The organism is Nocardia sp. NPDC019395, from assembly GCF_040632335.1.
Classification (GTDB): domain Bacteria; phylum Actinomycetota; class Actinomycetes; order Mycobacteriales; family Mycobacteriaceae; genus Nocardia.
The window spans coordinates 409,590-432,846 of sequence record NZ_JBEYBT010000001.1; the positions used below are offsets into that span (position 1 = coordinate 409,590).

The 23,257-nt window shown below is 68.4% G+C and carries 21 protein-coding genes; 13 read left to right on the forward strand and 8 right to left on the reverse strand.

Annotation, left to right across the window (positions count from 1 at the left end):
* Window positions 1-5 precede the first annotated feature (5 nt).
* From ABZ827_RS01890 to ABZ827_RS01900, 3 genes are read right to left on the reverse strand one after another with little or no spacing between them, the layout of a single operon-like run.
* Complete coding sequence (locus ABZ827_RS01890; RefSeq protein WP_357231405.1) at window positions 6-1,334, reverse strand: MFS transporter; 1,329 nt, start codon at window positions 1,332-1,334, stop codon at window positions 6-8.
* On the reverse strand, window positions 1,331-2,398 hold the full coding sequence (locus ABZ827_RS01895) for a hypothetical protein (RefSeq protein WP_357231408.1): 1,068 nt from the start codon (window positions 2,396-2,398) through the stop codon (window positions 1,331-1,333). The genes ABZ827_RS01890 and ABZ827_RS01895 overlap by 4 nt, the downstream gene beginning before the upstream one ends.
* Window positions 2,398-3,420, reverse strand: a complete 1,023-nt coding sequence (locus ABZ827_RS01900; RefSeq protein ID WP_357231411.1) for a hypothetical protein — start codon at window positions 3,418-3,420, stop codon at window positions 2,398-2,400. The genes ABZ827_RS01895 and ABZ827_RS01900 overlap by 1 nt, the downstream gene beginning before the upstream one ends.
* Before the next feature lie 92 nt (window positions 3,421-3,512).
* Here ABZ827_RS01900 and ABZ827_RS01905 point away from each other — a divergent pair, with 92 nt between their 5' ends.
* From ABZ827_RS01905 to ABZ827_RS01940, 8 genes are all read left to right on the forward strand, one after another.
* Window positions 3,513-4,871 (forward strand): L-serine ammonia-lyase, encoded by a 1,359-nt coding sequence (locus tag ABZ827_RS01905; protein WP_357231413.1) that lies wholly within the window; start codon window positions 3,513-3,515, stop codon window positions 4,869-4,871.
* The gene (locus ABZ827_RS01910) at window positions 4,855-6,105 is read left to right on the forward strand and encodes a hypothetical protein (RefSeq protein WP_357231416.1); all 1,251 of its coding nucleotides are present in this window, start codon (window positions 4,855-4,857) and stop codon (window positions 6,103-6,105) included. The genes ABZ827_RS01905 and ABZ827_RS01910 overlap by 17 nt, the downstream gene beginning before the upstream one ends.
* A 388-nt stretch (window positions 6,106-6,493) precedes the next feature.
* Window positions 6,494-7,489, forward strand: a complete 996-nt coding sequence (locus ABZ827_RS01915; protein ID WP_357231419.1) for a YafY family protein — start codon at window positions 6,494-6,496, stop codon at window positions 7,487-7,489.
* The gene (locus tag ABZ827_RS01920) at window positions 7,486-8,454 is read left to right on the forward strand and encodes a YafY family protein (RefSeq protein ID WP_357231422.1); all 969 of its coding nucleotides are present in this window, start codon (window positions 7,486-7,488) and stop codon (window positions 8,452-8,454) included. Before ABZ827_RS01915 ends, ABZ827_RS01920 begins: the two co-directional genes overlap by 4 nt.
* Before the next feature lie 157 nt (window positions 8,455-8,611).
* On the forward strand, window positions 8,612-8,866 hold the full coding sequence (gene tatA / locus ABZ827_RS01925) for a Sec-independent protein translocase subunit TatA (protein ID WP_357231425.1): 255 nt from the start codon (window positions 8,612-8,614) through the stop codon (window positions 8,864-8,866).
* A gap of 170 nt (window positions 8,867-9,036) precedes the next feature.
* Window positions 9,037-10,005 carry a twin-arginine translocase subunit TatC gene (gene tatC, locus ABZ827_RS01930; protein WP_357231428.1) on the forward strand — a complete coding sequence of 323 codons (969 nt, stop codon included), beginning with the start codon at window positions 9,037-9,039 and terminating at the stop codon, window positions 10,003-10,005.
* 78 nt (window positions 10,006-10,083) lie between these two features.
* Window positions 10,084-12,783, forward strand: coding sequence for an RNA helicase (locus tag ABZ827_RS01935; RefSeq protein ID WP_357231431.1), 2,700 nt, complete (start codon window positions 10,084-10,086; stop codon window positions 12,781-12,783).
* Window positions 12,784-12,860: 77 nt separating this feature from the next.
* Window positions 12,861-13,727, forward strand: a complete 867-nt coding sequence (locus tag ABZ827_RS01940; protein ID WP_357231434.1) for a DUF4333 domain-containing protein — start codon at window positions 12,861-12,863, stop codon at window positions 13,725-13,727.
* 115 nt (window positions 13,728-13,842) lie between these two features.
* On the opposite strand, the gene ABZ827_RS01945 is transcribed toward ABZ827_RS01940, so the two are convergent.
* On the reverse strand, window positions 13,843-14,811 hold the full coding sequence (locus ABZ827_RS01945; RefSeq protein ID WP_357231437.1) for a 5'-3' exonuclease: 969 nt from the start codon (window positions 14,809-14,811) through the stop codon (window positions 13,843-13,845).
* Between the two features lie 71 nt (window positions 14,812-14,882).
* Here ABZ827_RS01945 and ABZ827_RS01950 point away from each other — a divergent pair, with 71 nt between their 5' ends.
* Entirely contained in the window at window positions 14,883-16,016 is a 1,134-nt protein-coding gene (locus tag ABZ827_RS01950) for a Xaa-Pro peptidase family protein (RefSeq protein WP_357231440.1), read from the forward strand.
* 108 nt (window positions 16,017-16,124) lie between these two features.
* Here ABZ827_RS01950 and ABZ827_RS01955 read toward each other — a convergent pair whose 3' ends face one another.
* On the reverse strand, window positions 16,125-16,529 hold the full coding sequence (locus tag ABZ827_RS01955; RefSeq protein ID WP_357231443.1) for a PPOX class F420-dependent oxidoreductase: 405 nt from the start codon (window positions 16,527-16,529) through the stop codon (window positions 16,125-16,127).
* Window positions 16,530-16,613: 84 nt separating this feature from the next.
* On the opposite strand from ABZ827_RS01955, the gene ABZ827_RS01960 reads away from it, so the two are divergent.
* From ABZ827_RS01960 to ABZ827_RS01975, 4 genes are all read left to right on the forward strand, one after another.
* Complete coding sequence (locus ABZ827_RS01960; RefSeq protein ID WP_357231446.1) at window positions 16,614-17,378, forward strand: SDR family NAD(P)-dependent oxidoreductase; 765 nt, start codon at window positions 16,614-16,616, stop codon at window positions 17,376-17,378.
* An 85-nt stretch (window positions 17,379-17,463) separates the two neighbouring features.
* Complete coding sequence (cbiE, locus tag ABZ827_RS01965; RefSeq protein WP_357231449.1) at window positions 17,464-18,741, forward strand: precorrin-6y C5,15-methyltransferase (decarboxylating) subunit CbiE; 1,278 nt, start codon at window positions 17,464-17,466, stop codon at window positions 18,739-18,741.
* 127 nt (window positions 18,742-18,868) lie between these two features.
* Window positions 18,869-19,492 carry a hypothetical protein gene (locus ABZ827_RS01970; protein WP_357231452.1) on the forward strand — a complete coding sequence of 208 codons (624 nt, stop codon included), beginning with the start codon at window positions 18,869-18,871 and terminating at the stop codon, window positions 19,490-19,492.
* Between the two features lie 11 nt (window positions 19,493-19,503).
* Window positions 19,504-20,259, forward strand: coding sequence for a cobalt-precorrin-6A reductase (locus ABZ827_RS01975; RefSeq protein WP_357234372.1), 756 nt, complete (start codon window positions 19,504-19,506; stop codon window positions 20,257-20,259).
* 33 nt (window positions 20,260-20,292) lie between these two features.
* Here ABZ827_RS01975 and ABZ827_RS01980 read toward each other — a convergent pair whose 3' ends face one another.
* From ABZ827_RS01980 to ABZ827_RS01990, 3 genes are read right to left on the reverse strand one after another with little or no spacing between them, the layout of a single operon-like run.
* Window positions 20,293-20,817, reverse strand: a complete 525-nt coding sequence (locus tag ABZ827_RS01980) for a PadR family transcriptional regulator (RefSeq protein ID WP_357231455.1) — start codon at window positions 20,815-20,817, stop codon at window positions 20,293-20,295.
* Between the two features lie 52 nt (window positions 20,818-20,869).
* Window positions 20,870-22,552: a precorrin-2 C(20)-methyltransferase gene (locus tag ABZ827_RS01985; RefSeq protein ID WP_357231458.1), complete on the reverse strand. Its 1,683-nt coding sequence runs from the start codon at window positions 22,550-22,552 to the stop codon at window positions 20,870-20,872.
* On the reverse strand, window positions 22,549-23,184 hold the full coding sequence (locus ABZ827_RS01990; protein ID WP_357231461.1) for a precorrin-8X methylmutase: 636 nt from the start codon (window positions 23,182-23,184) through the stop codon (window positions 22,549-22,551). The genes ABZ827_RS01985 and ABZ827_RS01990 overlap by 4 nt, the downstream gene beginning before the upstream one ends.
* Between the last annotated feature and the right edge of the window lie 73 nt (window positions 23,185-23,257).

The window sequence follows — 23,257 nt, forward strand, 5'->3', positions numbered from 1 at the left end:
CTCCTTCACTTCATATCGACGTCACGCGTCTCCGGGCTGAGTACCGCGCCCACCACGGTGAGTAGTCCACCGACGCACAGCAGCACCACGGCCGTGTACGGCAGCGGCATGAACGTCGACAGCCCGCTCTGGATATAGGCGTAGAACGCGGGGATCACCATGCCGAGCGAGTAGCCGAGTCCGTAACCCGAGGCGCGAACACCGAGGGTGAACCGCTCGGTCAAGTATGTCGTCAGACACCCCCACGGCACGCTGATCAGCACCGTGACCGAGATGAGCAGTAGCAGGACCGAACCGAAGGACCGCACGTTCCCGGAGGCGATCAGTGTGTACGGGATCGGCGCGACGAACATACACAGCAGTCCGCCGGCGATGAGCAGCGGCCGGCGGCCGATGCGCTGCGACAGCAGACCGCTACCCATGTAGACCGCGACCACAATGGCGTTCGCGATCACCAGGGCCAGCGTGGTGGAGTTCGGGCTCAGTTCCGCTTCGCTCTTCATCAGGCCGGGTAGCACGGTGGTGAGCATGTAGCTGGTGAACCACAGACCCGTCGTGAGCACGAAAACCTGCAGGAAATCGCGTCCGGACCGGCCCTTGAACAATTCGAGCAGCGGGGTCTTCACCTTCTCCGACTGCTGCCACTCCTCGCTGTCCTCGACATTGCGCGAATACCAGATCGCGAAGCCGACCGAGAGCGCCGCGCCCAGGAAGAACGGGATCCGCCAGCCCCATTGGACATAGGCGGAGTCGATGCCCTGGGCGGGCATCACCTGGAGCAGGCCGAGCGTGATCAGCGCGATCGAACAGTATGCCAGCGGGAAGCCGGTCGAGATGATCGCGCCATTGAGGCCGCGGCGTTCTTTCGCGCTCTGCTCGAGCGCGGTCGGCGTCGCGGAGGTGTACTCGCCGCCGAGGAATACACCGTCGATGAACCGCAGTGCGATCAGCAGGACCACGGCCAGAATGCCGATCTGCTGATAACCGGGCAGCAGCCCGATCGCCATGGTGGTCACACCGAATCCGGTCACCGAGACCACGGTGATCCGCCGGCGCCCGAACTTATCCGCGAGATGCCCGAACAGCATCGCGCCCAGGGGCCGGCCGACGAGGGTCGCGGCGAATACTGAGCCGTTGATCAGCGCGATCGTGCCCGCCGAAGCGCCGGTGGCCTGGAAGTACACCGAGGCCGGGGCGAGCACGATAACCGGCAGATAGATATCGAACAGGTCGACGTAGAACCCCAGCCAGGCCCCGAAGACCGCTTTTTTCGCGCGGGCGGCCTTCGCCTCGTCGGGCGGCGCGGTGCGCGCGTCGACAGTGGTCGAGCTCATGACATCCATCCTTCGAGTCCTGCGGTGACAAAGCCGTCCTCCGCGCGCAGCCACTCGTACGCGTCGAGGATTCTGGTCAGTTCCGCGGATTGGCCGTCCGACAGATCTTCGGCCGGATCGAGACACCAGGTTCCTTCGAGAAGTCCCTGGCGGCGCAATACCTCGTGTACTCCGGCGATGACTCCGGCGAAGTTGTTGCGTACATCGAATACCGCGGCATTGGCGTCCGTGACACCCGCGGCCATCGACAGTGCCCGGTCGCGTGCGTTCTCGTCGCCTGCCCACGCGCGGCGGACGAGTTCGTGCAGCCGCACCGCGGCCCGGGTCCAGACCGCCCAGTGCCCGAGCAGACCGCCGACGAACCGGCGGGTCACCGGCCCGGACGGACCGCACAGATCGTACCGGGCGAGGAGATCACCGACGATGTTGTCGTCGTTGCCGGTGTAGAGCGCGACCTCGCCGCCGCGCCCGGAGTCGACGATGCCCTGGACCAGCTCGAGTGTTCGATAGCGGTCGAACGGCGCCGCCTTGACCGCGACGGTGGATTCCTGGTCGGCCAACCGGCGCCAGAAATCCCGCGGCAGATAGCGTCCGCCGACGGCTTCCTGCAGGTAGAAACCGATTACAGGGAGCACTTCCCCAACGGCGGCACTGCGTTCGAGCAGGTAGTCGAGATCGCGGTCGGCCAGGCCGCCGGGTGAGACCAGCACAGCGTGGTAGCCGAGTTCGCGGGCCAGTTCCGCCTCGGCAACCGCCTGTCCGGTGGGCCCGGCGACGCCGGCGATCCGGAGGAACGGTCGACGATCGGCGCGCGCGTCGAGTTCCTCGGCGGCGAGTTCGAGAACGGGCCGTAGCAGGCCGACCTCGGGCCGGCGGATCTCGAATTGGGTGGTGTGCACACCAACCGCGAGGCCGCCCGCGCCGGCGTCGACGTAGTAGCGGGTGAGCGCGCGCTGGCGCCGCTCGTCGAGGGCGCGCGTGTGATCGAGCGCGAGGGGGTGAGCCGGGACGACCGTGCCCTGGTGCAACAACGTGTATTCGGCGTCCGGCAGGAGCTGCGTCATCAGAAGTTCCCGTCGCGGCGCTCGAATTTGGTGGGTTTGTTCCACAGGGGGCCGCCGGCGCCGATCCAGTCGGCCTGCATCTGGATCAGCTGTCCCAGGGTGCGGTCCGGATAGCCGAAGAGACGGTGGCATTTCGAGGCGTTGTTGAGCAGGCTGGTCGCGCCCTCTGTGCCCACGAACCGCGGTGCCACGCCGAGCTTTTCACCGAGTTCGGTGGCGATGGCGCGTACCGAGGCGATCTCCGGGCCGGTGAGATTGAGCAGGAACGGGTTGGTGTCGGCCTGTCCGAGCACGCGCAGGACGACCTCGTTGGTGTAGCGCTGCCAGACGACATTCACGACACCGATCGACAGATCGACGGGTTCTTCGGCGTGTACCCGGCGGGCGATATCGGCGACGACGCCGTAGCGCGGTTCGCACGCGTAGTTGAGCCGGACGAGCGCGACCCGCGTGCCGCGGGTCCGCGCCCCATGGGTGAAGACCTGTTCGCGACCCCGGCAGGTGATCGCGTACTCCCCGACCGGGCCGGTCTCGTCGGTCTCCACCGGCCCGCCGGTCATCGGCGAGGTCAGCGGGTAGACGTTACCGGTGGACAGTGCCGAGATCCGGGCTCGCGCGTAGCGCCGGGCGACATAAGCGGGCAGCACCGTATTCGTCATCCAGGCCTCGTCGGAGTTGGTGGACGTGCCGAACTTCGCGCCGACCAGGAAGACCACGTTGCCCGCGTCCGGCAGTTCGTCAACGGCCGCCGGATCCGATAAATCGGTCGTGACCGTATCTACTCCGCTAGTCTCGAGGCGTTCTCGAGCGACCTCATCCGTCCACCGCGAGACAGCCAGTACCCGCAGATCTCTGCGGTCGGCTTCGTCCAGTGCGCGGCGGGCCATCGTCGCCACACCGGACCCGATTTTTCCGCCGGCACCCAGGATAACCAGGTCATCCTGCCATTCGGCTGCCTCGGCGACGAGCTCTGGGCTCGGCCGGCTGAGCTCTCGTTCGAGCTCCTCCTCATCCGCGAACATCAACCGGCCTTTCTTCCAGTGGACTATTTCGGTCAGGACCGTAATAATGGGCGAGCTTCCCGAAAAGCGCAACAGGAAGGAATCCCCGGACCGTGACCGTGAGCGTGTTCGACCTCTTCTCGATCGGCATCGGCCCGTCGAGTTCTCATACGGTGGGACCCATGCGCGCGGCACGTATGTTCCTCGCCGAACTGGAAAGCGCTGGGCGGCTGCCGCAGGTACGCCGGGTGCGTGCCCTGCTGTGCGGATCACTCGGCGCCACCGGCCGCGGACACGGTTCCGACGTGGCGGTGATCGCCGGCCTGTACGGCGCCGACCCCGAAACTGTCGATACCGGGCAGCCCGCCCGGTGGTATTCCGCGGCTGCCGGAACCGGGACTCTCGACCTGGCGGGCCGGTATCCCATCCCGTTCACTCCGGCCGACCTCGTACTCGATGGTGCCACCCGGTTGCCCGGCCATCCCAACGCGATGGTGCTGACGGCTGAATTCGCCGACGGCCCACCCGTCGAACGGACCTACTATTCGATCGGTGGCGGATTCGTCACCGAGGCCGGAAGGTTGTCCGAGGCCGCCGCCGGCACCTCCATACCCCACCCGTTCCGGACCGGCGACGAACTCTTCGGCCGCGCCGCCCGCACGGGCCTGCACGTCAGCGAGATCGCACTGGCCAACGAAAACGCGCTGCGTCCGGGCGCCGATATCGCCGCGGGGCTCGACCGGATCTGGACAGCGATGCGCGACTGCGTCACCGCGGGCCTGCGTACCGACGGGGCGCTGCCCGGCGCCTTGGCCGTCCGCCGCCGGGCCCCGGGCCTGTACCGCCGGCTCATGGCCGCGGGGGAACCGCTCGATCCGCTACACCAACTGGACTGGGTGAACGCTTTCGCCATGGCAGTGAACGAGGAGAACGCCGCCGGGGGCAGGGTGGTCACTGCCCCGACGAATGGGGCGGCGGGGATAATTCCCGCGGTCCTCCACTATTACGAACGCTTCGTTCCGGGCGCGGACGCCGACGGAATCCGGCGTTTCCTGCTCACGGCTGCCGCGATCGGCGCGCTCTACAAAGGCAACGCCTCCATTTCCGGTGCCGAGGTCGGCTGTCAGGGCGAAGTCGGTTCCGCGTGCTCTATGGCCGCCGGCGCGCTGTGCGAAGTTCTGGGCGGGAGCACCGGGCAGGTCGAGAACGCCGCCGAGATCGCCATGGAGCACAATCTCGGGCTCACCTGTGATCCGGTCGGCGGTTTCGTACAGATTCCGTGCATCGAACGCAACGCGGTCGCGGCTGTACATGCGATCAATGCGGCACGAATTGCCTTGGCCGGTGACGGGAATCATCGGGTCAGCCTGGACACTGTGATCAAGACAATGCGCGACACAGGAGCGGATATGCGGGCCGAGTACAAGGAAACATCGATGGGGGGTCTCGCCGTCAATGTCGTCGAATGCTGAACACACCTACCGGATCGGCGTGGTCGGACCGACGGATCTGGTCTCGCTGGTCAAACGTGTTGCCGCCCTGGAGTTCACCGATCATCTCGTCGTACCGCTGAGCTACCGCAACGAGGCGCAGGCAGCGGAGGTGGTAGCGGCGCGCCCGGATATCGACGCGCTGCTGTTCACCGGCGTCATCCCGTACACGCTGGCCCATACCGCGGGGGTGGTCACCAAGCCCGCGGCCTATATCGACTACACCGGCGCCACGCTGTACGGCGCACTCGTGGAGCTGATGTCGGCCGGACACGATCCGGCCCGGATATCCATCGATACGCTGGCCCGGCCCCTCGTGGTCGAAAGTCTTTCCCACGTCGGAATATCGACAGGCGACGTGGCGACCATGGAGTACCGCAGCGGGATCGATACCCGGCACCTTGTGGAATTCCACCGGGAACACTCGCGCAATCGTCCCGGTTCGGTCGCGATCACCTGCGTCCGGTCGGTGTACGACCTGATCCGGGAGGACGGATACGCGATCCGGCTCGCCCCCGCCATAGCGTCGGTCCGCACTGCGCTCGATACCGTGACCATGGAGCTGGCCGGACGTATCTCCTCGGACGCGCAGGTCGCGCTGGGCATGATCGAGTTGCCCGCACCCGACGACCGGCTCGCCGATGATATCCGCGCCCTCGCCGGCAGCCTGTTCCCCACCGGCCCCTCGAGCTATGTCCTGGTCAGTACTCGGGGCGTGCTCGCGCAACACACGTGCGATTGGAGCGTGATGCCGCTGCTCGAGCAGCTGGCGGAACGACACGTATGGGTACGGATCGGATTCGGTGTCGGCCGGTCCGCCGCCGACGCCGAATCGCTGGCCCGCCGTGCTGTCGAACGCTGTCGAACCGCGGGGCCTTTCACCGCCATCGTCTCGGTCGGCGCGGGACGAGATTTCGTCATCACCGAAACCAGCCCGGACCCGAACCGGACAGAGGAGCCGTTGAGCCTGCACATCGCGGCCCGCCGGGCAGGCCTGTCCCGGGCGACCCTGCTCAAACTCGAGGCGGCCGTCGCCGCCCGGCCGGACGGCGAGGTCACCGCCGGTGATATCGCCGCCGCCCTCGGAATCGAGCCCCGCTCCGCGCGCCGGACACTGAAACAACTCGAACGATCCGGACTGGCACAGCCCGTGGGAACGGTCGCCGGTGGCGCCGGCCGCCCCGCCGTGCGCTACGCGCTCCGGATCGACACCTGACCCGGCCCGCCCTCGAAGGGGCCCGCTCCTCGTGGTCTCCCGCAAGATCCACGATCACGCTCTCCCTGCCCCTGCCCCTGCCCCTGCTCCTGCCCCTGCTCCTGCCCCTGCCCCCCGACCCCGCCCGGACTCGGCACTATCGCTGACCTCGCCGTCGCCCTTGGGCGCGTTTGATTCACCTACCGCCAGTCTGTCCACATCCACCCCCGCCCCCGTTTCCCGCATGCGGCCGGTCAGCGTTGGTGGTTCGGGGCCCGTCTCGTTCTGGAGCGACCAGAGGAAGGGAGCGCAGCGACCGACCGGCGGGAGTGAAGAACGAGACCAAGGGGGCCCCGAACCCGGCGGCGCCGGAGGCGCCGCAATCCAACACTGCATTACGCTGTGTCGGGTGGCGATATCCAAGGTCGAGCGCCTGATGAATCTGGTCATCGCGCTACTGTCGACCCGGCAGTTCCTGACTGCGGAGCGGATCCGGGAGAGCGTCGCGGGGTACGAGGATTGTGCCAGCGACGAAGCGTTCAGCCGGATGTTCGAGCGGGACAAGAACGAGCTCCGCGATCTGGGCATTCCGCTGGAGGTGGGCGCTTCGGGCAGGTTTTCCACCGTTGAGGGCTACCGCATCAACAGGGACGCCTATGAGCTACCCGATATCGATTTGACCAGCGAGGAGTCGGCGGCAGTCGCGGTCGCCCTGCAGATGTGGGAGTCTCCTGAGCTCGCGTCGGCCGCTGCCGGTGCGCTGCTGAAGTTGCGGGCCGCCGGTATTCATGTGGAGACCGATACCGCGTTCGCCGCCATTCCCGCGGTGCCGGCGCGGACCCGCGGGTCGGAGCCGGTGCTGGGTAAATTGCTCGCGGCTATCGATGCCGGTCAGGCTGTGCGGTTCGAACATCGCGGGGCCAGTAATTCACCGTATCTGATGCGCGATGTGGAGCCGTGGGGTGTGGTTACCTTGCGCGGCCGCTGGTATCTGGTCGGGCACGATCGTGACCGCGATGCCGTGCGGACCTTCCGGCTGTCCCGGATCGGTGAGGAGATCACGCCGTACGGTCCGCATAATGCCGTGCGCGCGCCGGCGGGTACGGATCTGCGGGAGATCGTCGCCCAGGTCACCGGAAGTGCGCCGGTCACCGGATCGGCCACGATCTGGGTGGCGCAGGGCCGCGGCCGGGATCTGCGACGGATCGGTGATGTGGTCGGTTCTCGTAGCTTCGGCGGGCGGCCGGGCAGTGTGCTGGAGGTGCCGATCCGGTCCCAGAATTGGGTGGCCCGCCTGATCACCGGCTTGGGGCCCGATGCGCTGGTGCTCGAACCGGCGGAATTACGGGCCGATGTGGTGGCGCGGCTGCGTTCCGTTTTCGACCGGACCGAGGTACCGCTGTGAGTACCAGGCTGTCGGCGCGACTGTCGCGCCTTTTGAATATGGTGCCGTATTTCGTGGCCAATCCCGGGATCAGTGCCGCCGAGGCCGCCGCGGATCTCGGTGTCACGACGAAACAGCTGATGGCCGACCTCAACCAGTTGTGGATGTGTGGTCTGCCCGGTTACGGGCCCGGTGATCTGATCGACCTGTCGTTCTCGGAGGAGAGCGTCCAGGTGACCTTCACCGCCGGTATCGAACGTCCGCTCCGGTTGACCTCGATCGAGGCGACCGCGGTGCTGGTGGCGTTGCGGTCGATCGTGGATCTGCCGGGCATGGTGGACCCGACCGCCGCGCATGCCGCCATCGCCAAGCTGGAGTCAGCGATCTCGGGTGCGGTACCGCCCGCCCCGTCGCCCGGCCCGCCGGTCGAGGCTCCCGCTGTCACCGCCGTCCGTTCCGCTGTGGCGGCTTCCCGGGCGCTCCAGCTGGAGTATTACTCGGCCAGCCGCGATGTGGTGTCGACGCGGGTGGTCGATCCGATTCGTATCGTGGCGGTGGACGACAACAGTTATCTCCAGGCGTGGTGCCGGGAGGCGGAGGGGGTGCGGTTGTTCCGGTTCGACCGGATCGAATCGGCGGCGGAGCTCGCCGAACCGGCCCGGCCGCCGCATGAGGCCCGCGATACCGACGCGGGTCTGGACCTGTTCCAGGACGACCCCGCGGTACCGCTGGCCCGGCTGCTGATCGCCGCGGATTACGCCTGGGTGCTGGACCAGTACCCGATGCATCGGATGGCGGTCCACCCCGACGGCAGCCTCGAGGCGACGATGCGGTTCGCGACCCTGGATTGGATGGCGCGGCTGGTGCTCGGATTCGGGTCCGGTGTGACCGTCCTGGGGCCACCGGAGCTGGTGGCGGCGGTCCGGGACCGCTCCGAGGCCGCACTGGCTGCTTATCAGGGTGCCGGGCTGGACGAATCGGCCTGACCGGGCGTATCCCGCCCGCCGGGCCCGCGGAGGCGGCGGGGCGGTGAACAACGGTTGACAAAGGGTGCGATATCGCTGTGAGTGCACCCGCTCCCGTTCGATACCGCCATTACGCCAGGTAGCATCGGAAAGACCACAGTCTTGGGAGGTAACCACAATGGGCAGTCTGAGCATCTGGCACTGGCTGATCATCGCGGCGGTGTTCGTGGTGTTCTTCGGCGCGAAGCGGATGCCCGACGCGGCCCGCAGTCTCGGCCGGTCGCTGCGGATCTTCAAGAGCGAGGTGAGCGAGATGCACAACGACGGTAAGTCCGCGAGCCCCGCCGCCACCCAGCCCGCCCCGGAACTGCCGGCGGGCCGGGAAGCGAACGCATCGGCCACCGAGACCCGGAGCGAGTCGAAAACGCTCTGAGGCCCGTCTCCGTGGGTCCGGGCGGCGCCCGGGCCCGGTTTGCGACGGCTGTTCACCCGGCGCTGCCGACCGGGCACTGATCGTTTCCTGTGCGGGTCACCGCCGGGACGGGGCGCAGTGCCGCAGGCCGAGCGGAGCGAGGCACGCTGATACGAGGGCATTCACACACCATGCGAATTCCGTTCGACCCCCGGCGCAGCAAACGCCGCACCAATCCCGACGGCACGATGTCGCTCGTCGACCATCTCCGGGAGCTGCGGACCCGGCTGCTTATCTCGCTCGCGGCCATTGTCGTCACCACCATCATCGGTTTCCTCTGGTACGCGCAGTCGTTCTTCGGCATCGAGAGCCTCGGCGAGATTCTGCGCGGCCCGTACTGCGACCTTCCCGATTCGGCGCGCGCCGCACTGTCCCCGGATGGTGCCTGCCGACTGCTGGCCACGGGACCGTTCGAACAGTTCATGCTGCGGTTGAAGGTCGGGATGACGGCCGGTGTGGTGCTGGCCTGCCCGGTCTGGCTGTACCAGCTGTGGGCGTTCATCACACCCGGTCTGTATCCGAAGGAGCGCAAGTACGGGATCGGATTCGTGGTCTCGGGTTCGGTCCTGTTCGCGGTCGGCGCGGTGCTGGCCTACTGGGTTATCGCGCACGCCCTGAGCTTCCTGCTCAGCATTGGTGACAATGTGCAGATCACCGCATTGAGCGGTTCCCAGTACTTCAGCTTCATCATTCAGCTGCTGATCATCTTCGGCGTCAGCTTCGAAACGCCGCTGTTGATCATCGGACTCAACCTGATCGGAATCCTGACCTACCAGCGGTTGAAGGCCTGGCGGCGCGGCATCATCTTCGGCCTGTTCGTCTTCGCGGCCATCGTGACCCCGCAGGATCCGTTCTCGATGCTGGCGCTGGCGCTGGCGCTGACCGTGCTGTTCGAGGTCGCGGTGCAATTCGCCCGGATCAACGATAAGCGCCGGGCCGTTCGCGCCGAGCAGGAGCTGGGTGCCCTCGACGACGAACAGGCATCGCGGATCGGGGCGCCCACCGGGGTCGATCCGGCGTCCCCGATCACCTCGTCGGATACGGTTCCCGCGCCCGATACCTCCGCTCGCTCCGCGTCGGACTATTCGGACACGCTGTGACCCGGTGTGCGGATCGGCGGCGACCGGGCGGTTTTATCGGCGCGACCGGTGTCGTAATCCTCCATTAGTCTCGGACACGTGACATCGAACGCGTCGCTGACCGCCGAACTGTCCCGGTTCGCCGCCGAGCTGACATTCGAGCTGGATCCGTTCCAGCGACAGGCCTGTACCGCCCTCGAACAGGGCCACGGGGTGCTGGTGTGCGCGCCCACCGGGGCGGGGAAGACCGTGGTCGGGGAGTTCGCGGTGCATATGGCGCTGGCCTCCGGCGGCAAATGCTTCTACACCACGCCGATCAAAGCGCTGTCGAACCAGAAGTTCGCCGACCTGACCGAACGGTACGGGCGCGACCGGGTCGGACTGCTCACCGGTGATCAGTCGATCAATCCGGACGCACATGTGGTGGTGATGACCACCGAGGTGCTGCGCAATATGATCTACGCCTCGTCGGACGCGTTGCGGTCGCTGTCGTATGTGGTGATGGACGAGGTGCATTACCTGGCGGACCGGTTCCGCGGGGCGGTCTGGGAGGAGGTCATCCTGCACCTGCCCGCCGATGTGCGGTTGGTCAGCCTGTCCGCGACGGTGTCGAACGCCGAGGAATTCGGTTCCTGGATGGAAACCGTTCGCGGGAACACCGCCGTGGTGGTCGACGAGACCCGGCCGGTGCCGCTGTGGCAGCACGTGATGGTGGGCCGCCGGATGTTCGATCTCTTCGACAGCGAATCGTCGGATCAGCGGGTCCTGGTGGATTCCGATCTGGTTCGCTACGTCAAACAGCGCGAGGCGGCCGATCGGATGGAGGGCTGGGGCGGCGGTCCGCGCGGCCGCGGCGGTCCGCGCCGTTTCTTCCGCCCGCTGCCGCGCCCGGAGGTACTTGCCCGGCTCGACGAGGAAGGGCTGCTGCCGGCCATCACCTTCATCTTCAGCCGGGCGGGCTGCGACGGAGCGCTGGCACAGTGCCTGCGCTCCGGGCTCGACCTCGGCGCCGCCGATCCGGAGATCGTCGACGCGATCATCGATAAGCACACCGGGGAATTGCCGCGCGCGGATCTTGAGGTGCTCGGCTATTGGGAGTGGCGGGAAGCGCTGCACCGCGGGCTGGCCGCGCATCACGCCGGGATGTTGCCCGCGTTCCGGCACACGGTCGAGGAGCTGTTCGTCAAAGGTCTGGTCCGGGCGGTATTCGCGACCGAAACTCTGGCCCTCGGGATCAATATGCCCGCCCGTACGGTCGTGCTGGAACGGCTGGTCAAGTTCAACGGGGAAACGCATGCCGAACTGACCCCCGGGGAGTACACGCAGCTCACCGGGCGGGCCGGCCGGCGCGGTATCGATGTCGAGGGGCACGCTGTGGTGCTCTGGCAGCCCGAGGTCGACACCAGTGCGGTCGCGGGCCTCGCCTCTACCCGCACCTATCCGCTGCGCAGCTCGTTCAAACCCGGCTACAACATGTCGATCAACTTGATCGACCGGCTCGGTGCCGATGAGGCACGGCTGCTGCTGGAGCGGTCGTTCGCGCAGTTCCAGGCCGACCGCTCGGTGGTGGGTCTGGTGCGCGGTATCGAACGTAACGAAGGGCAGCTCGACAAGCTCGCCACGCAGCTCGGCGGCGCGGACGGTGAATTCCTGGAGTACTTCAACCTGCGGGAACGGATCAAACAGCGGGAACGGCAACTCACCCAGCAGACGCGCAGCGATCGGCGCACAGCGGGCGTCGCCGCGCTCACCGAACTGCGGCGCGGTGATGTGGTCGCGATCGGCGCCGGCCGGCGGGCGGGTCTGGCGGTGATCCTCGAACCCGATGCCACCCCGGGCGATCCGCGCCCGCTGGTGCTCACCGAGGACAAATGGGCCGGCCGGGTATCAGTCGCGGATTTCCCCGTCCCGGCCGAGCCGCTGGGCCGGATGCGGTTACCGCGCCGGGTCGACCATCGCACGGCACGCACCCGCCGTGATCTCGCCTCGGCGCTGCGCAGTACCGGGATCACCGCCCCCAGCCGCCCGCGGCGCGATAAACGCGCGCGGGGTGCGGAGGATCCGGAACTGGCGACCTTGCGGCGGGCCCTGCGCGCCCACCCCGGCCATTCGCGGCCCGACCGGGAGCAGCTGGCCCGGGTGGGGGAGCGCTATCACCGGGTGCGCCGGGAGACCGAGGCCATGCGCCAGAAGGTCGCGGCGACCACGAATTCGCTGGCCCGTACCTTCGACCGGATCCTCGGTCTGCTGGAGGAGCGTGGGTTCGTGCACGACGGGGAGGTCACCGCGGACGGGCGGCGGCTGGCCCGGATCTACGCCGAAGCCGATCTGCTGGTCGCCGAATGCCTGCGTCAGGGGCTGTGGCGCGGGCTGGGGCCGGCGGAACTGGCCGCCGTGGTGTCGGTTCTGGTGTACGAATCGCGTTCGGAGGGCGGCTATCTCGGAGCCACCGGGCCGACGGCGCCGATTCGCCGCGCTGTCGCCGACACCATCGCGCAGTGGTCCCGGTTGCGCACCGACGAGGCCGAGCACCGGCTGGCGCCGACCAGGGAACCGGACCTCGGATTCGTCGGTGGCATCTATAAATGGGCTCGCGGTGACGCCCTCGTGGACGCGATGCTCGCGGGCGGGGACCAGGGCACACCACTATCGGCCGGGGATTTCGTGCGCTGGTGCCGCCAGGTGATCGATCTGCTGGACCAGATCCACTCCACCGCAGACGATACCGAGGTCGCGGCCACCGCGGCCAAGGCCGTGCGGGCGATCCGGCGTGGTGTCGTTGCGGTGGACGCAGCGTGAGACCATCGATTGTGATTTGATTTCAACCGCACGCGGGGGGCTACCGTGTGTTTGACGATGCGAGTGGAGGCAACCAGATGAGTGGGCCGTACGGACCGAACGACGCCCCGGGGCCCGGGGAGGGACGTAACGATCCCACCCAGGCCTGGAGTGGGCAGCAGCCGCCCGGCGCGGCGCCGCAGTGGGGGAGTCCGCCGCCCGCGCAACCCCCGGTCGATCCGCAGCAGGCACAGGCCACGCAGAAGTGGGGTGGCGATCAGGGCGGCCAGCAGTGGCAGCCCGCTCAGCCACAACCGCAGCCGCAGCCGCAGCAGTGGAGCCAGCCCCAGCCGCAACCGCAGCAGCCGCAACCGCAGCAGTGGGGTGACCCGACTCAGCAGCAGTGGGGTCAGCAACCACCGCCTCAGCAGTGGGGGGATCCGAATCAGCCGCAGCAGCCTCAGCAGTGGGGGGATCCGAACCAGCCGCAGCAACCGCAGCAGTGGGGGGATCCGAACCAGCCGCAGCAACCGCAGCAGCAGTGGGGCGATGCGAATCAGCAGCAGTGGGGTCAGCAACCTCAGGCGCAGTCGGGGCAGTGGGGTCAGCCCGGCCAGCAGCAGTGGGGTGCGCAGCAGCCGTCCGGTGGGGGCGGGAAGAAGACGGGCCTGATCGTCGGGCTCTCCCTGCTCGGTGTGGCGGTTGTGGCCGTTATCGTGGTGGCGGTCCTGATGTTGACGGCCAAGGACGAACTCGATCAGGCCGCGGTGCAGACCGGGGTGGCGAAGGTGCTCGGGGAGTCCTACGGCATCGAGGACGTGAAGGACGTCCAGTGCCCCGCGGGCCAGACAGTCGAGGTGGATGCGACGTTCACCTGCGATCTGAAGGTGGGCGGCGAGGCCAAGAAGGTCAATGTCAAGATCACCAAGGACGACGGGACCTACGAAGTGGGTCGTCCCAGCTGAGCGTGACGTAACGAGAACCCGCCGGGGAGGTGCTCTCCGGCGGGTTCCGCTGTTTTCCGGCCGGACGGATGCTTTCGCCGGTGGGTTTCGGTCACCGCTCGGCCGGGTGGCTGTCCTAGGCGCAGTTCGCGAGGGCGGCGATCAGGCGTTTGACGGGGCTTTCGGCGTTGTAGGCGTGGGCCAGTGCCTGTAGCGCGTCGGTGTCAGCGGGGATGGGATGCAGGATATCGGGCCGGGAGAGAATTACGTCCGCGTCGCGGACCACCCGGACGACCGGCGCCGCGGCGTCCAGATAGTCGGCGGCCGCTCGGAGTTTGGCCCGCACGCCCTGGGCGAGATCGGCGCCGGGGTCGTCGACGGCGGCACGTAATGCCTCGAGCGAGCCGAATCGATCGATCAAGGTGGCTGCGGTTTTCTCGCCGATCCCGGCGGCTCCGGGCAGGCCGTCGGACGAATCGCCCCGCAGAGTGGCCATATCGGCGTACGCGGGGCCCGCGTTCTCCTGCCGCACACCGTATTTGGCCGCCAGCTCGGCGGGACCGAAGAGCTCGGCCTTGGCCAGCCCGCGACCGGCGTAGAGCACCCGCACCGGCGGCGCGGGGGTATCGCGAACCAGCTGCAGCAGATCCCGGTCTCCGCTGACCACGACCACCGGGTCGGTACGTTCGGTCGAGGCCAGCGTGCCCAGGACGTCATCGGCCTCCAGGCCTGCCGCGCCACCGGTGGCGATACCTGCGGCGGCCAGTACCTCCAGGATCATCTCGACCTGCGGGGTGAGCCGGTCCGGCACTTCCTCGGCGCCCGCTTCGGCGCCCGCGGAGGTATCCAGGCGGTGTGCTTTGTAGGTCGGCACCAGATCCACCCGGAACTGCGGGCGCCAGTCCAGATCGAGGCATACCACCAGGCGGGCGGGGCGGTGCCGGGTGATGAGAGCGGCGACCATATCGGTGAACCCACGCAGGGCGTTCACCGATCTGCCGTCGGGCGCGGTGATCTTGTCCGGGATGGCGTGGAAAGCCCGGAACCACAGACTCGCCCCGTCCAGCAGCAGCAGGGGACGCGGTGCGGTATCGGTCGTAGTCACCCGCCGGAATCTACCGGGCGCTACCGACCGATCCGGTGTGGCGCCCCTGAACCCGGGGTAAGTTCGAGATCATGAGCGCGCACACGGAGTCACGGTTCGCGGCGGAGGTCTACGAGCGGCGGCTGGAGCGGGCGGTTCAGTTGATCCGGGAGGCGCATCTGGACGCGCTGCTCGTCACGCCCGGTCCCGACCTCAGGTATCTCATCGGATCCGCCGCCCAGTCGTTCGAACGACTCACCTGCCTGGTGATCACATCGGACAAGGCCACCCCGTCGGTGGTGGTGCCGAAACTGGAAGTGGCCGGACTGCGGGATTCCGCGGTGGACGAACTCGGCCTGCGGGTGCTGGACTGGGTGGACGGTGTGGACCCCTACGATCTGGTGCAGTCGGCGCTGCATATCGGTTCGCGGGTGGCGGTCGCCGATGCCATGCCCGCCCTGCATCTGCTGCCGCTCGCGCGGAGCTTCAGCGGTCTGCCCGTTTCGGCGACCCCGGTGCTGCGTGAGCTGCGGATGATCAAGGACGACGCCGAGATCGCCGCGCTGCGGCGGGCAGGCGCCGCGATCGACCGGGTCCATGCCCGGATGGGGGAATTCCTGCAGGTCGGGCGTACGGAAGCTCAGGTCGGCAAGGACATCACGGACGCCATCGTGGCCGAGGGGCATACCGAGGCCGCCTTCGTCATCGTCGGCAGCGGGCCCAACGGTGCCATTCCGCATCACGAGTTCTCCGATCGGACGATCGAGGCCGGGGATGTGGTGGTCATCGATATCGGTGGCCCGGTGGAACCCGGGTACTACTCCGACTCCACCCGGACCTATGTGCTGGGCGAACCGGCTCCGGAGATCGCCGCCCGCTGCGCCGAACTCGAGCGGGCCCAGGCCGCCGCCGTCGCCGCGGTGCGCCCGGGTATCCCGGCCGCGGCCGTGGACGCGGCGGCCCGCGAACCGCTCGAAGCCGCCGGTTTCGGCCCGGCCTTCGTGCACCGCACCGGCCACGGGATCGGGCTGTCGGTGCACGAGGAGCCCTATATCGTCGCCGGTAACGATCTCGAGTTGCGTCCGGGGATGGCCTTCAGCATCGAACCGGGGATCTACTTCCCCGGCGAATGGGGTGCCCGGATCGAGGACATCGTGGTGGTCACCGAGGACGGCTGTGTATCGATGAATCAGCGGCCGCACGGTCTCACGGTGCTGCCCGCCTGACGGCCGACCAGGCGCCCGGGTGCGCCCGGGGCAGCCGTTGGGGGGCTCGGCCACGGGTCTGCTGGATACGCGCATCCTGGCTCGGGTTACGAGCGGGTGCCGGATGCCTCAGGCATTCCGCAGTGCCACACCGCACAGCACTCGCCGCACCTCGATGGCCAGTACTACGCGGGCCGGATTCTCCCGCGGGATGCGGTAGCGCTCGGCGTAGCGACGTTCGGCCTCCCGGACCTGCTCCGGATCGTCCAGGACCGACGCGGGACCTTCCAGAGTGAGCCAGCGCCGTCCGTCGACCTGGCCGACCGCGGCGTAGCCGGAACGCCGGATATTGCGTGCCTTCACCGAGCCCCCGCTGGTGATCACACGGACCAGCCCCGCGTCACCGTCCCAGGTGAACCCCACCGGCACCACATGGGGAGTGCCGTTCGACCGCAGGGTCGTCAGGGTGGCCAGATGCCGTTCGGTGAGAAACTCCACGGCCGCGGGAGACAATTCGACGGTATGCGTTGCCATGAAGAGGACCGTAGCGGGTGAGTGAACAGGGCTCGAGGTCTCCCGGTGCGGGCCGCGGATTCCCCCGGATGACAGACTGAGCGCATGGTTGTGCGTCGTACACGAGGAATCGACCCGGGCACAGTGCTGGTGCTGGGTGGGCGCAGTGAAATCGGCCTGCAGGTGGCGCTGCGGCTGGCGCCGGGCCGGTCCGTGGTGCTGGCCGCGCGCGGGGGCACGGATCTGGACACCGAGACCGCGGCGCTGACCGCGGCCGGTGCCACGGCGGTTCATCCGGTGGAGTTCGATGCCGACGATACCGCGAGCCATCCCGCGCTGCTGGCCAAGATCGTCGCCGATTACGGCCCGATCGGGGTCGCGGTCCTGGCATTCGGGGTGCTGGGTGATCAGACCCTGGCCGAGACCGATCCCGCCCACGCGCTGGCGGTGGTGCATACCGATTACACGGCCCAGCTCAGCGTTCTCACCGTGCTGGCGAACGAGCTCCGTACCCAGGGCAGCGGTCACCTCGTGGTGTTCAGTTCGATCGCGGGGGTCCGGGTGCGCCGCGCCAACTATGTATACGGTTCGGCCAAGGCCGGGCTCGACGGTTTCGCGAGCGGCCTGGCCGATGCCCTACACGGCAGCGGCGTGCATCTTCTGCTGGCCCGGCCGGGTTTCGTCGTCGGCCGGATGACAGAGGGAATGCGGCCGGCTCCGTTTTCCATCACCCCCGACCAGGTCGCCGCCGCGGTGGTCACCGCACTCGGCCGCCGGGCGGGGCAGGTCGCGATTCCGGGGATCCTGCGCTTGGTGTTCGTCGGTATGCGTCTGCTTCCCCAGGCTGTCTGGCGGCGGATGCCGCTGTGAGTACCCCGGCTACTCGTGGCGCGTGGGCTCGTACTCACCGGCCTGCCGCACGGCCGGATTGCCGGCAGCCGACCGGGAGGCGGGGATGAGTACCGGCTCCGCGGTCCGCTGGACCGGCCCCCGTATCCCCGTGATCGGTATCGGGGCCGACGGCTGGCCCGGGCTCGCGGAAACCTCGCGCGCGGCGTTGCGGGAATGCTCGGTGCTGTTGGGGTCGGACCGGCAGCTGGCCTTGCTACCGGACGAGATCACCGGCCGTCGCGAATCCTGGCCTTCGCCACTGTTGCCCGCACTGCCGCGACTACTGGCGGACCGGGACGGCTCCCGGCTCGGTGTGCTCGCCAGCGGTGATCCCATGTTCTACGGCATCGGGACCACGCTCGCCCGGCTGCTCGGCCCGGAATCGCTGCGGGTACTGCCGCAGCCGTCGTCGGCCTCGCTGGCCTGCGCTCGGCTCGGATGGTCGCTGCCGGAGGTCGCCGTTGTCAGCGTGGTCGGCCGGCCGCTGCCGCGCCTGCTGCCGGAACTCGCCGGAGGTCGCCGTGTGCTGGTGCTCAGCGCGGATGCTGGCACTCCTGAACAAGTTGTGGAGCTGTTGCGGCGCAACGGGTTCGGGTCGTCACGGGTGACGGTTCTGGAGCAACTCGGCGGCCCCGCCGAACGGATCGCCGCCGGCATCGCCGCGGATTGGCGGGAGCCTCCCGGCGATCCACTCAATATTGTGGCTGTCGAGGTCGCGGAGGAGCCGGGACGTCTCCGCCTGACCCGGCAGCCCGGACTCCCGGATGCCGTCTACCGGGGCGACGGGCAGCTCACCAAATCCGAGATCCGGGCGCTGACCCTCGCCGCCCTGGCCCCGGGGCCAGGCGAGACGCTATGGGATATCGGTGGCGGATCGGGCAGTATCGCCATCGAATGGTGCCGGACCCATCCCGCCTGCCGCGCGGTGACCTTCGAAACCCTGGACCGGCGGCGTGACCAGATCACCGATAACGCGAGCGCCCTGGGGGTCCCCGAGATCGATGTCCGGGGTGAGGCAATCGGCGAGATCACTGCCGGAGCGGCAGCGGGTTCACCTGACGCGATATTCCTTGGTGGCGGACTCACGGCACCGGGATTATTCGATCTGTGCTGGTCGCGGCTTCCCGATGGTGGGCGCCTGGTGGCGAACGCGGTCACGGCGGAATCGGAAGCCCTGCTGATCTCGTGGGCTGCCGCGCACGGGGGCAGCCTGCGCAGATTCCAGGTCTATCGCGGGGAACCGCTGGGGCGCTTCACCACCTGGCGCCCGCAGTTGCCGGTGACGCAATGGTCGGTCGTGCGGAGCCCGGCGTCACAGCCCGGAGCCGTCCGGAAGACGTAGCCCGGGCCAGGTCCTTGCGGAGCTGCGGATTCCCTGTCCGAGATGGACGAATCGGGCGGCGGTAGTAGTGTCACTGTGCATTCCGAGCGTGGGTCAACGGATTCGCGCGCAACGGGGAGATTCAGCTGTGAGATACAAGAAATTCGCTGCGACCGCGATCATGGCCGCCGCGGCCACCGGTATCGCCGCCGGTACCGGGTCCGCCGCTCCGGCTCCCGCGGCCCCTGCAGTCGCGCAGCAGGAGAACGCGGTCACGGAGGTCACCGGCCAGGATCGTGGCGTGGACTACACGCTGGCGCTGGCCGAGGCCGGTAAATCGCTGGTCACCACGGTCTCCGGGGGTACGTTCAGCCTGGACGCGGCGAACGACGCGGTAGTGCTGACCAACGCCGCCGGGGAGCGTCTCACGAGCATTCCGCTCAGCCAGCGCATGGGTGATCGCGTGGTCGCTGTCGCCGCCACCATCGAAAAGGACAGCAGCCGGCTGACCCTCACACCGCAGGCCACCCCCGTCGCGGGGGCACCGGGCCGGGCCGATTTCATCGGCGCCCAGCAGTGGTTCATGAACGAACTGCAGGCGGCCTCGCTGGGCGCGGCCGTGGGGGCGGCCATCGGTGCGGGTATCGGTTTCCTTTTCCTGGGTGTCGGCCTGATTCCGGGCGCGATCATCGGCGCCGGTATCGGCCTCGCGGCCGCGGGTGGTCAGCCGCTGCTGGACTCGGCCGTCGCCTACTTCAGCGGACAGCCCTGAGAATCCTGCTGCTGGGCGGGACCGGGGAGGCCCGGGAACTCGCCCACGTACTGTCCGGCGAGCGAGGACTCGAGGTCGTGTCCTCGCTCGCCGGCCGCGTCGCCGATCCGGTCCGCCCGGGCGGGACGGTGCGGATCGGCGGATTCGGTGGTGCCGACGGTCTGCGGGAATGGCTGGCCGGCAACCGGATAGAGCTGGTCATCGATGCCACCCACCCCTTCGCCGCGACCATGACCGCCCACGCCGCGCGGGCCGGTGCGGCCCTGGGCCTGCCCGTGATCCGGTTGAATCGTCCCGGCTGGACCGCCGAACCCGGCGACAACTGGATCCGGGTACCCGATATGGCCACTGCCGCGCAGACATCCGCGGAACTCGGCGAGCGCATTCTGCTCACCATCGGCCGGCAGGGTGTCGGCGTATTCGCCGGGTACACCCGGCCTTGGTATCTGATCCGCGCAATCGACCCCCCCGAATCCGCGCTGCCGCCGCGGCACGAAATCCTCCTCGCCAGGGGGCCGTTCACGGTAGCCGCGGAAACCGCACTGTTGGACCGGCACCGGATCGAGGTGCTGGTCACCAAGGACAGTGGTGGTGACGCCACCGCGGCGAAGCTCGCCGCAGCCCGGAGTGCGGGAGTACCGGTGGTGCTGGTCGACCGGCCGCCCGTGCCGCCCGGGCTCATCGAGGTGGCCACCGTGGCCGCAGCGCATGAGCGGATTCTGGAATATGTTGCGCCGCGACATATCGGGCCGCCGGAGTCCGGATAGCCGGATATCGCGTCCCGGATGTCGAGACCGATCTCAGGTGGCGAGTAGTTCGGGCAGCCGGTCGAACCACTCGAGGACCGCGCGTTCGTAACCGATCCCGAATTCCAGGGTCGCCCGCGCATGCGGTGACATCGCCCCGGAGTCCTCGGCGCGGTACCGGTCCAGGCGTTCCTGGTGGACCTTGCGGCTGTTTTCGATGATCGCGGCCAGATGCGCGCGGTCGAGATGACCGCCGAAATTCAGGGTGAGCAGCAGCGGGAACCGGATGGTCTCCGCGCTCGGATCGCGGGCGATCCATTCGGCGAATTCGGCGCGACCCGCGTCGGTGATCCGATACGGGGTGCGGTCGCGGGCGCCGGACTCGCCCTTGACGACCAGGCCCGCGCTATTCATGGTGGCCAGTTCCCGATAGACCTGGCTCTGCGTGATGGTCCAGAAATCGCCGATCCGCTCCTGGGCCATGTTCACCAGATCCCAGCCCGACATCGGCCCCTCGTGCAGAAAACCCAGCAGTGAGGCGGCCGTGGAGTTCAGCGGCCGTGTGCGTTTGCCGTTCACCACGTGTCCCTTTCACCGACGTTATTCCATAGTGGAATGCTATCGGATCCTGTCAGTGGGCGTGATAGCGCCGTGAGGTGAACACCCGGGGTGCGCCGGCCGCCTCGACCACCGCGGTGGTCGAGGCACCGATGATCAACAATGTGCGCATATCCACTTCGGCGGGTTCCAGATCGCCGAGCGTCACCACCCGCACCGATTCGGCCGGCCCGCCGACGTCGCGGCCGAGAACAACCGGGGTATCCGGTGCGCGGTGTTCGAGCAGGATGTCCTTCATCGCCCCGACCTGCCAGGTGCGCTGGCTGGAAGCCGGATTGTAGATCGCGATCGCCATATCGGCGGCGGCGACCGCCGCCAGCCGTCGCGCTACCACTTCCCACGGTTTGAGGCGGTCGGACAGCGAGATCATCGCGTAGTCGTGACCCAGCGGGGCGCCCGCACGGCTGGCGACCGCGTTCGCCGCCGTCACACCGGGCAGCACCCGTACCGGGACCCCCGCCCACTGCGGTTCGGCGGATTCCTCCAGTACCGCGGCCGCCATCGCGAAAACCCCGGGGTCGCCGGAGGAAACCACAACCACTTTGCCGCCGCGCCGGGCGAGATCGAGGGCCATGGCGGCGCGTTCGGATTCCACCCGGTTATCGCTGGCGTGGCGGCGCTGTCCGGCCCGGACCGGTACCCGGTCGATATACGTGGTGTAGCCGACGAGATCGGTCGCGGCGGCGAGTGCCGCGGTGACCTCGGGGGTGGTCCATGCGGAATCGCCCGGTCCGAGTCCGACGACGACCACTTCGCCCGCCTCGTCGTTCGATGGCTCCCCCGACGCGGTGGCTGCCGTCTGCGCGGCGGCCGCGCGGATATCCGGTGCGCCGGTCCGGCCGGGGTCTGACGTCGCGGCCGGCGGCGCGTCCGGCGTGCCGTCGGCGTTCTCCGCGGATCCGGATCCTTCCACCGCGCTGCCGTCGAATGTGTTTGCCGCGGAGCGCCTTCCACCGGGCAGCGCGGTGGTCGGTTCGGGCCCCGGCACGATGGTGATCGCGAAATAGGGGACCTGCGATTCGTCCACCTCTCCGGCGGGCAGGACCCGCTGCCGTTCGCTACTGGCCCGCTCCACGTAATAGGCGCGGTCGAGACGGCCGGAATCGGCGAGCGCCTTGCGTACGGCCGGATAGGTGCGTCCGAGTTTCATGATCGCCGCGGCGTCACTGCCGGCGAGGCGGCGGGTGAGCTCGTCGGCGGGCATCGTGCCGGGCAGTACCGTCAGCACCTGTTCACCCTCGACCAGCGGGGTGCCCAGTGCCGCGGTCGCCGCGCTCACCGAGGTGATACCGGGGATGATCTCCGCCTCGAACCGGTCGGCGAGGCGCCGGTGCATATGCATATAGGAGCTGTAGAACAGCGGGTCACCGGCGGCCAGCAGCGCCACCGAACGACCTGCCGCGAGATGCGCGGCCAGCCGTTCGGCGGCAGCTGTGTAGAACTCGTCGATCGCGCCCTGATATCCGCCGGGATGGTCGGTGGTTTCGGTGGTGACCGGATAGATCAGATGTTCCTCGAGCTGTCCCGGCCGCATATAAGGTTCGGCGATCCCCCGTGAGATGCTGCGCCCGTGCCGGGCGCTGTGGAACGCGATCACATCGGCTTCGGCGATGATCCGCGCTGCCTTCACCGTCACGAGCTCCGGATCTCCCGGCCCCAGCCCGACACCCCACAGTTTCCCGGTACCCACCGTCATTCCTTCTCGCTCGCGATCGCGTTCAATGCCGAGGCGGTGATCGCGCTGCCGCCCCGTCGTCCCCGCACCGTGAGGTATTCCAGGCCCGCGGTTTCGGCCAGCGCATCCTTCGATTCGGCGGCACCCACGAACCCGACCGGGATTCCGAGTATCGCCGCCGGTGCCGGTGCACCGGCCGCGACCATATCCAGTAGGTGGAACAGGGCGGTCGGTGCGTTTCCGATGGCCACCACCGCTCCGTCGAGCCGGTCCCGCCACAATTCCAGCGCCGCCGCCGAACGGGTCGTCCCGAGCCGGGCAGCCAGATCGGGTACCCGTGGATCCCGGAGCAGGCACAGAACCTCGTTATCGGCGGGCAGCCGGGTGCGCGTGACTCCCGACGCCACCATGTTCGCGTCACACAGAATGGGTGCTCCGTCCCGGAGCGCTTGCCGTGCGGCCGCGACGACACCCGGCGTGAACGCCACATCGCCCGCCAGATCGACCTGGCCGCAGCCGTGGATCATCCGCACCACCACCTGCGCGATATCCGCCGGGAACCGGTCGAGCTCGGCTTCGGCACGGATGATCGAGAACGATCGGCGGTAGATCTCGCCCGGTTCGGTGAGATAGCCGGTGCGTATGTCGGACATGCGCAACACCTTATGCGGGGCCCGGTGACCGGGGCCGGTCCGGGTGCGCCGCCTGCCCTGGAACCCGGCCGGC

Bases quoted from the DNA above. Each gene is read 5' to 3' on its own strand.
- ABZ827_RS01890 (WP_357231405.1), bottom strand. From the start codon at position 1,334: ATGAGCTCGACCACTGTCGACGCGCGCACCGCGCCGCCCGACGAGGCG.
- ABZ827_RS01895 (WP_357231408.1), bottom strand. From the start codon at position 2,398: ATGACGCAGCTCCTGCCGGACGCCGAATACACGTTGTTGCACCAGGGC.
- ABZ827_RS01900 (WP_357231411.1), bottom strand. From the start codon at position 3,420: ATGTTCGCGGATGAGGAGGAGCTCGAACGAGAGCTCAGCCGGCCGAGC.
- ABZ827_RS01910 (WP_357231416.1), top strand. From the start codon at position 4,855: ATGTCGTCGAATGCTGAACACACCTACCGGATCGGCGTGGTCGGACCG.
- tatA (WP_357231425.1), top strand. From the start codon at position 8,612: ATGGGCAGTCTGAGCATCTGGCACTGGCTGATCATCGCGGCGGTGTTC.
- tatC (WP_357231428.1), top strand. From the start codon at position 9,037: ATGCGAATTCCGTTCGACCCCCGGCGCAGCAAACGCCGCACCAATCCC.
- ABZ827_RS01940 (WP_357231434.1), top strand. From the start codon at position 12,861: ATGAGTGGGCCGTACGGACCGAACGACGCCCCGGGGCCCGGGGAGGGA.
- ABZ827_RS01950 (WP_357231440.1), top strand. From the start codon at position 14,883: ATGAGCGCGCACACGGAGTCACGGTTCGCGGCGGAGGTCTACGAGCGG.
- ABZ827_RS01955 (WP_357231443.1), bottom strand. From the start codon at position 16,529: ATGGCAACGCATACCGTCGAATTGTCTCCCGCGGCCGTGGAGTTTCTC.
- ABZ827_RS01960 (WP_357231446.1), top strand. From the start codon at position 16,614: ATGGTTGTGCGTCGTACACGAGGAATCGACCCGGGCACAGTGCTGGTG.
- cbiE (WP_357231449.1), top strand. From the start codon at position 17,464: ATGAGTACCGGCTCCGCGGTCCGCTGGACCGGCCCCCGTATCCCCGTG.
- ABZ827_RS01985 (WP_357231458.1), bottom strand. From the start codon at position 22,552: ATGACGGTGGGTACCGGGAAACTGTGGGGTGTCGGGCTGGGGCCGGGA.
- ABZ827_RS01990 (WP_357231461.1), bottom strand. From the start codon at position 23,184: ATGTCCGACATACGCACCGGCTATCTCACCGAACCGGGCGAGATCTAC.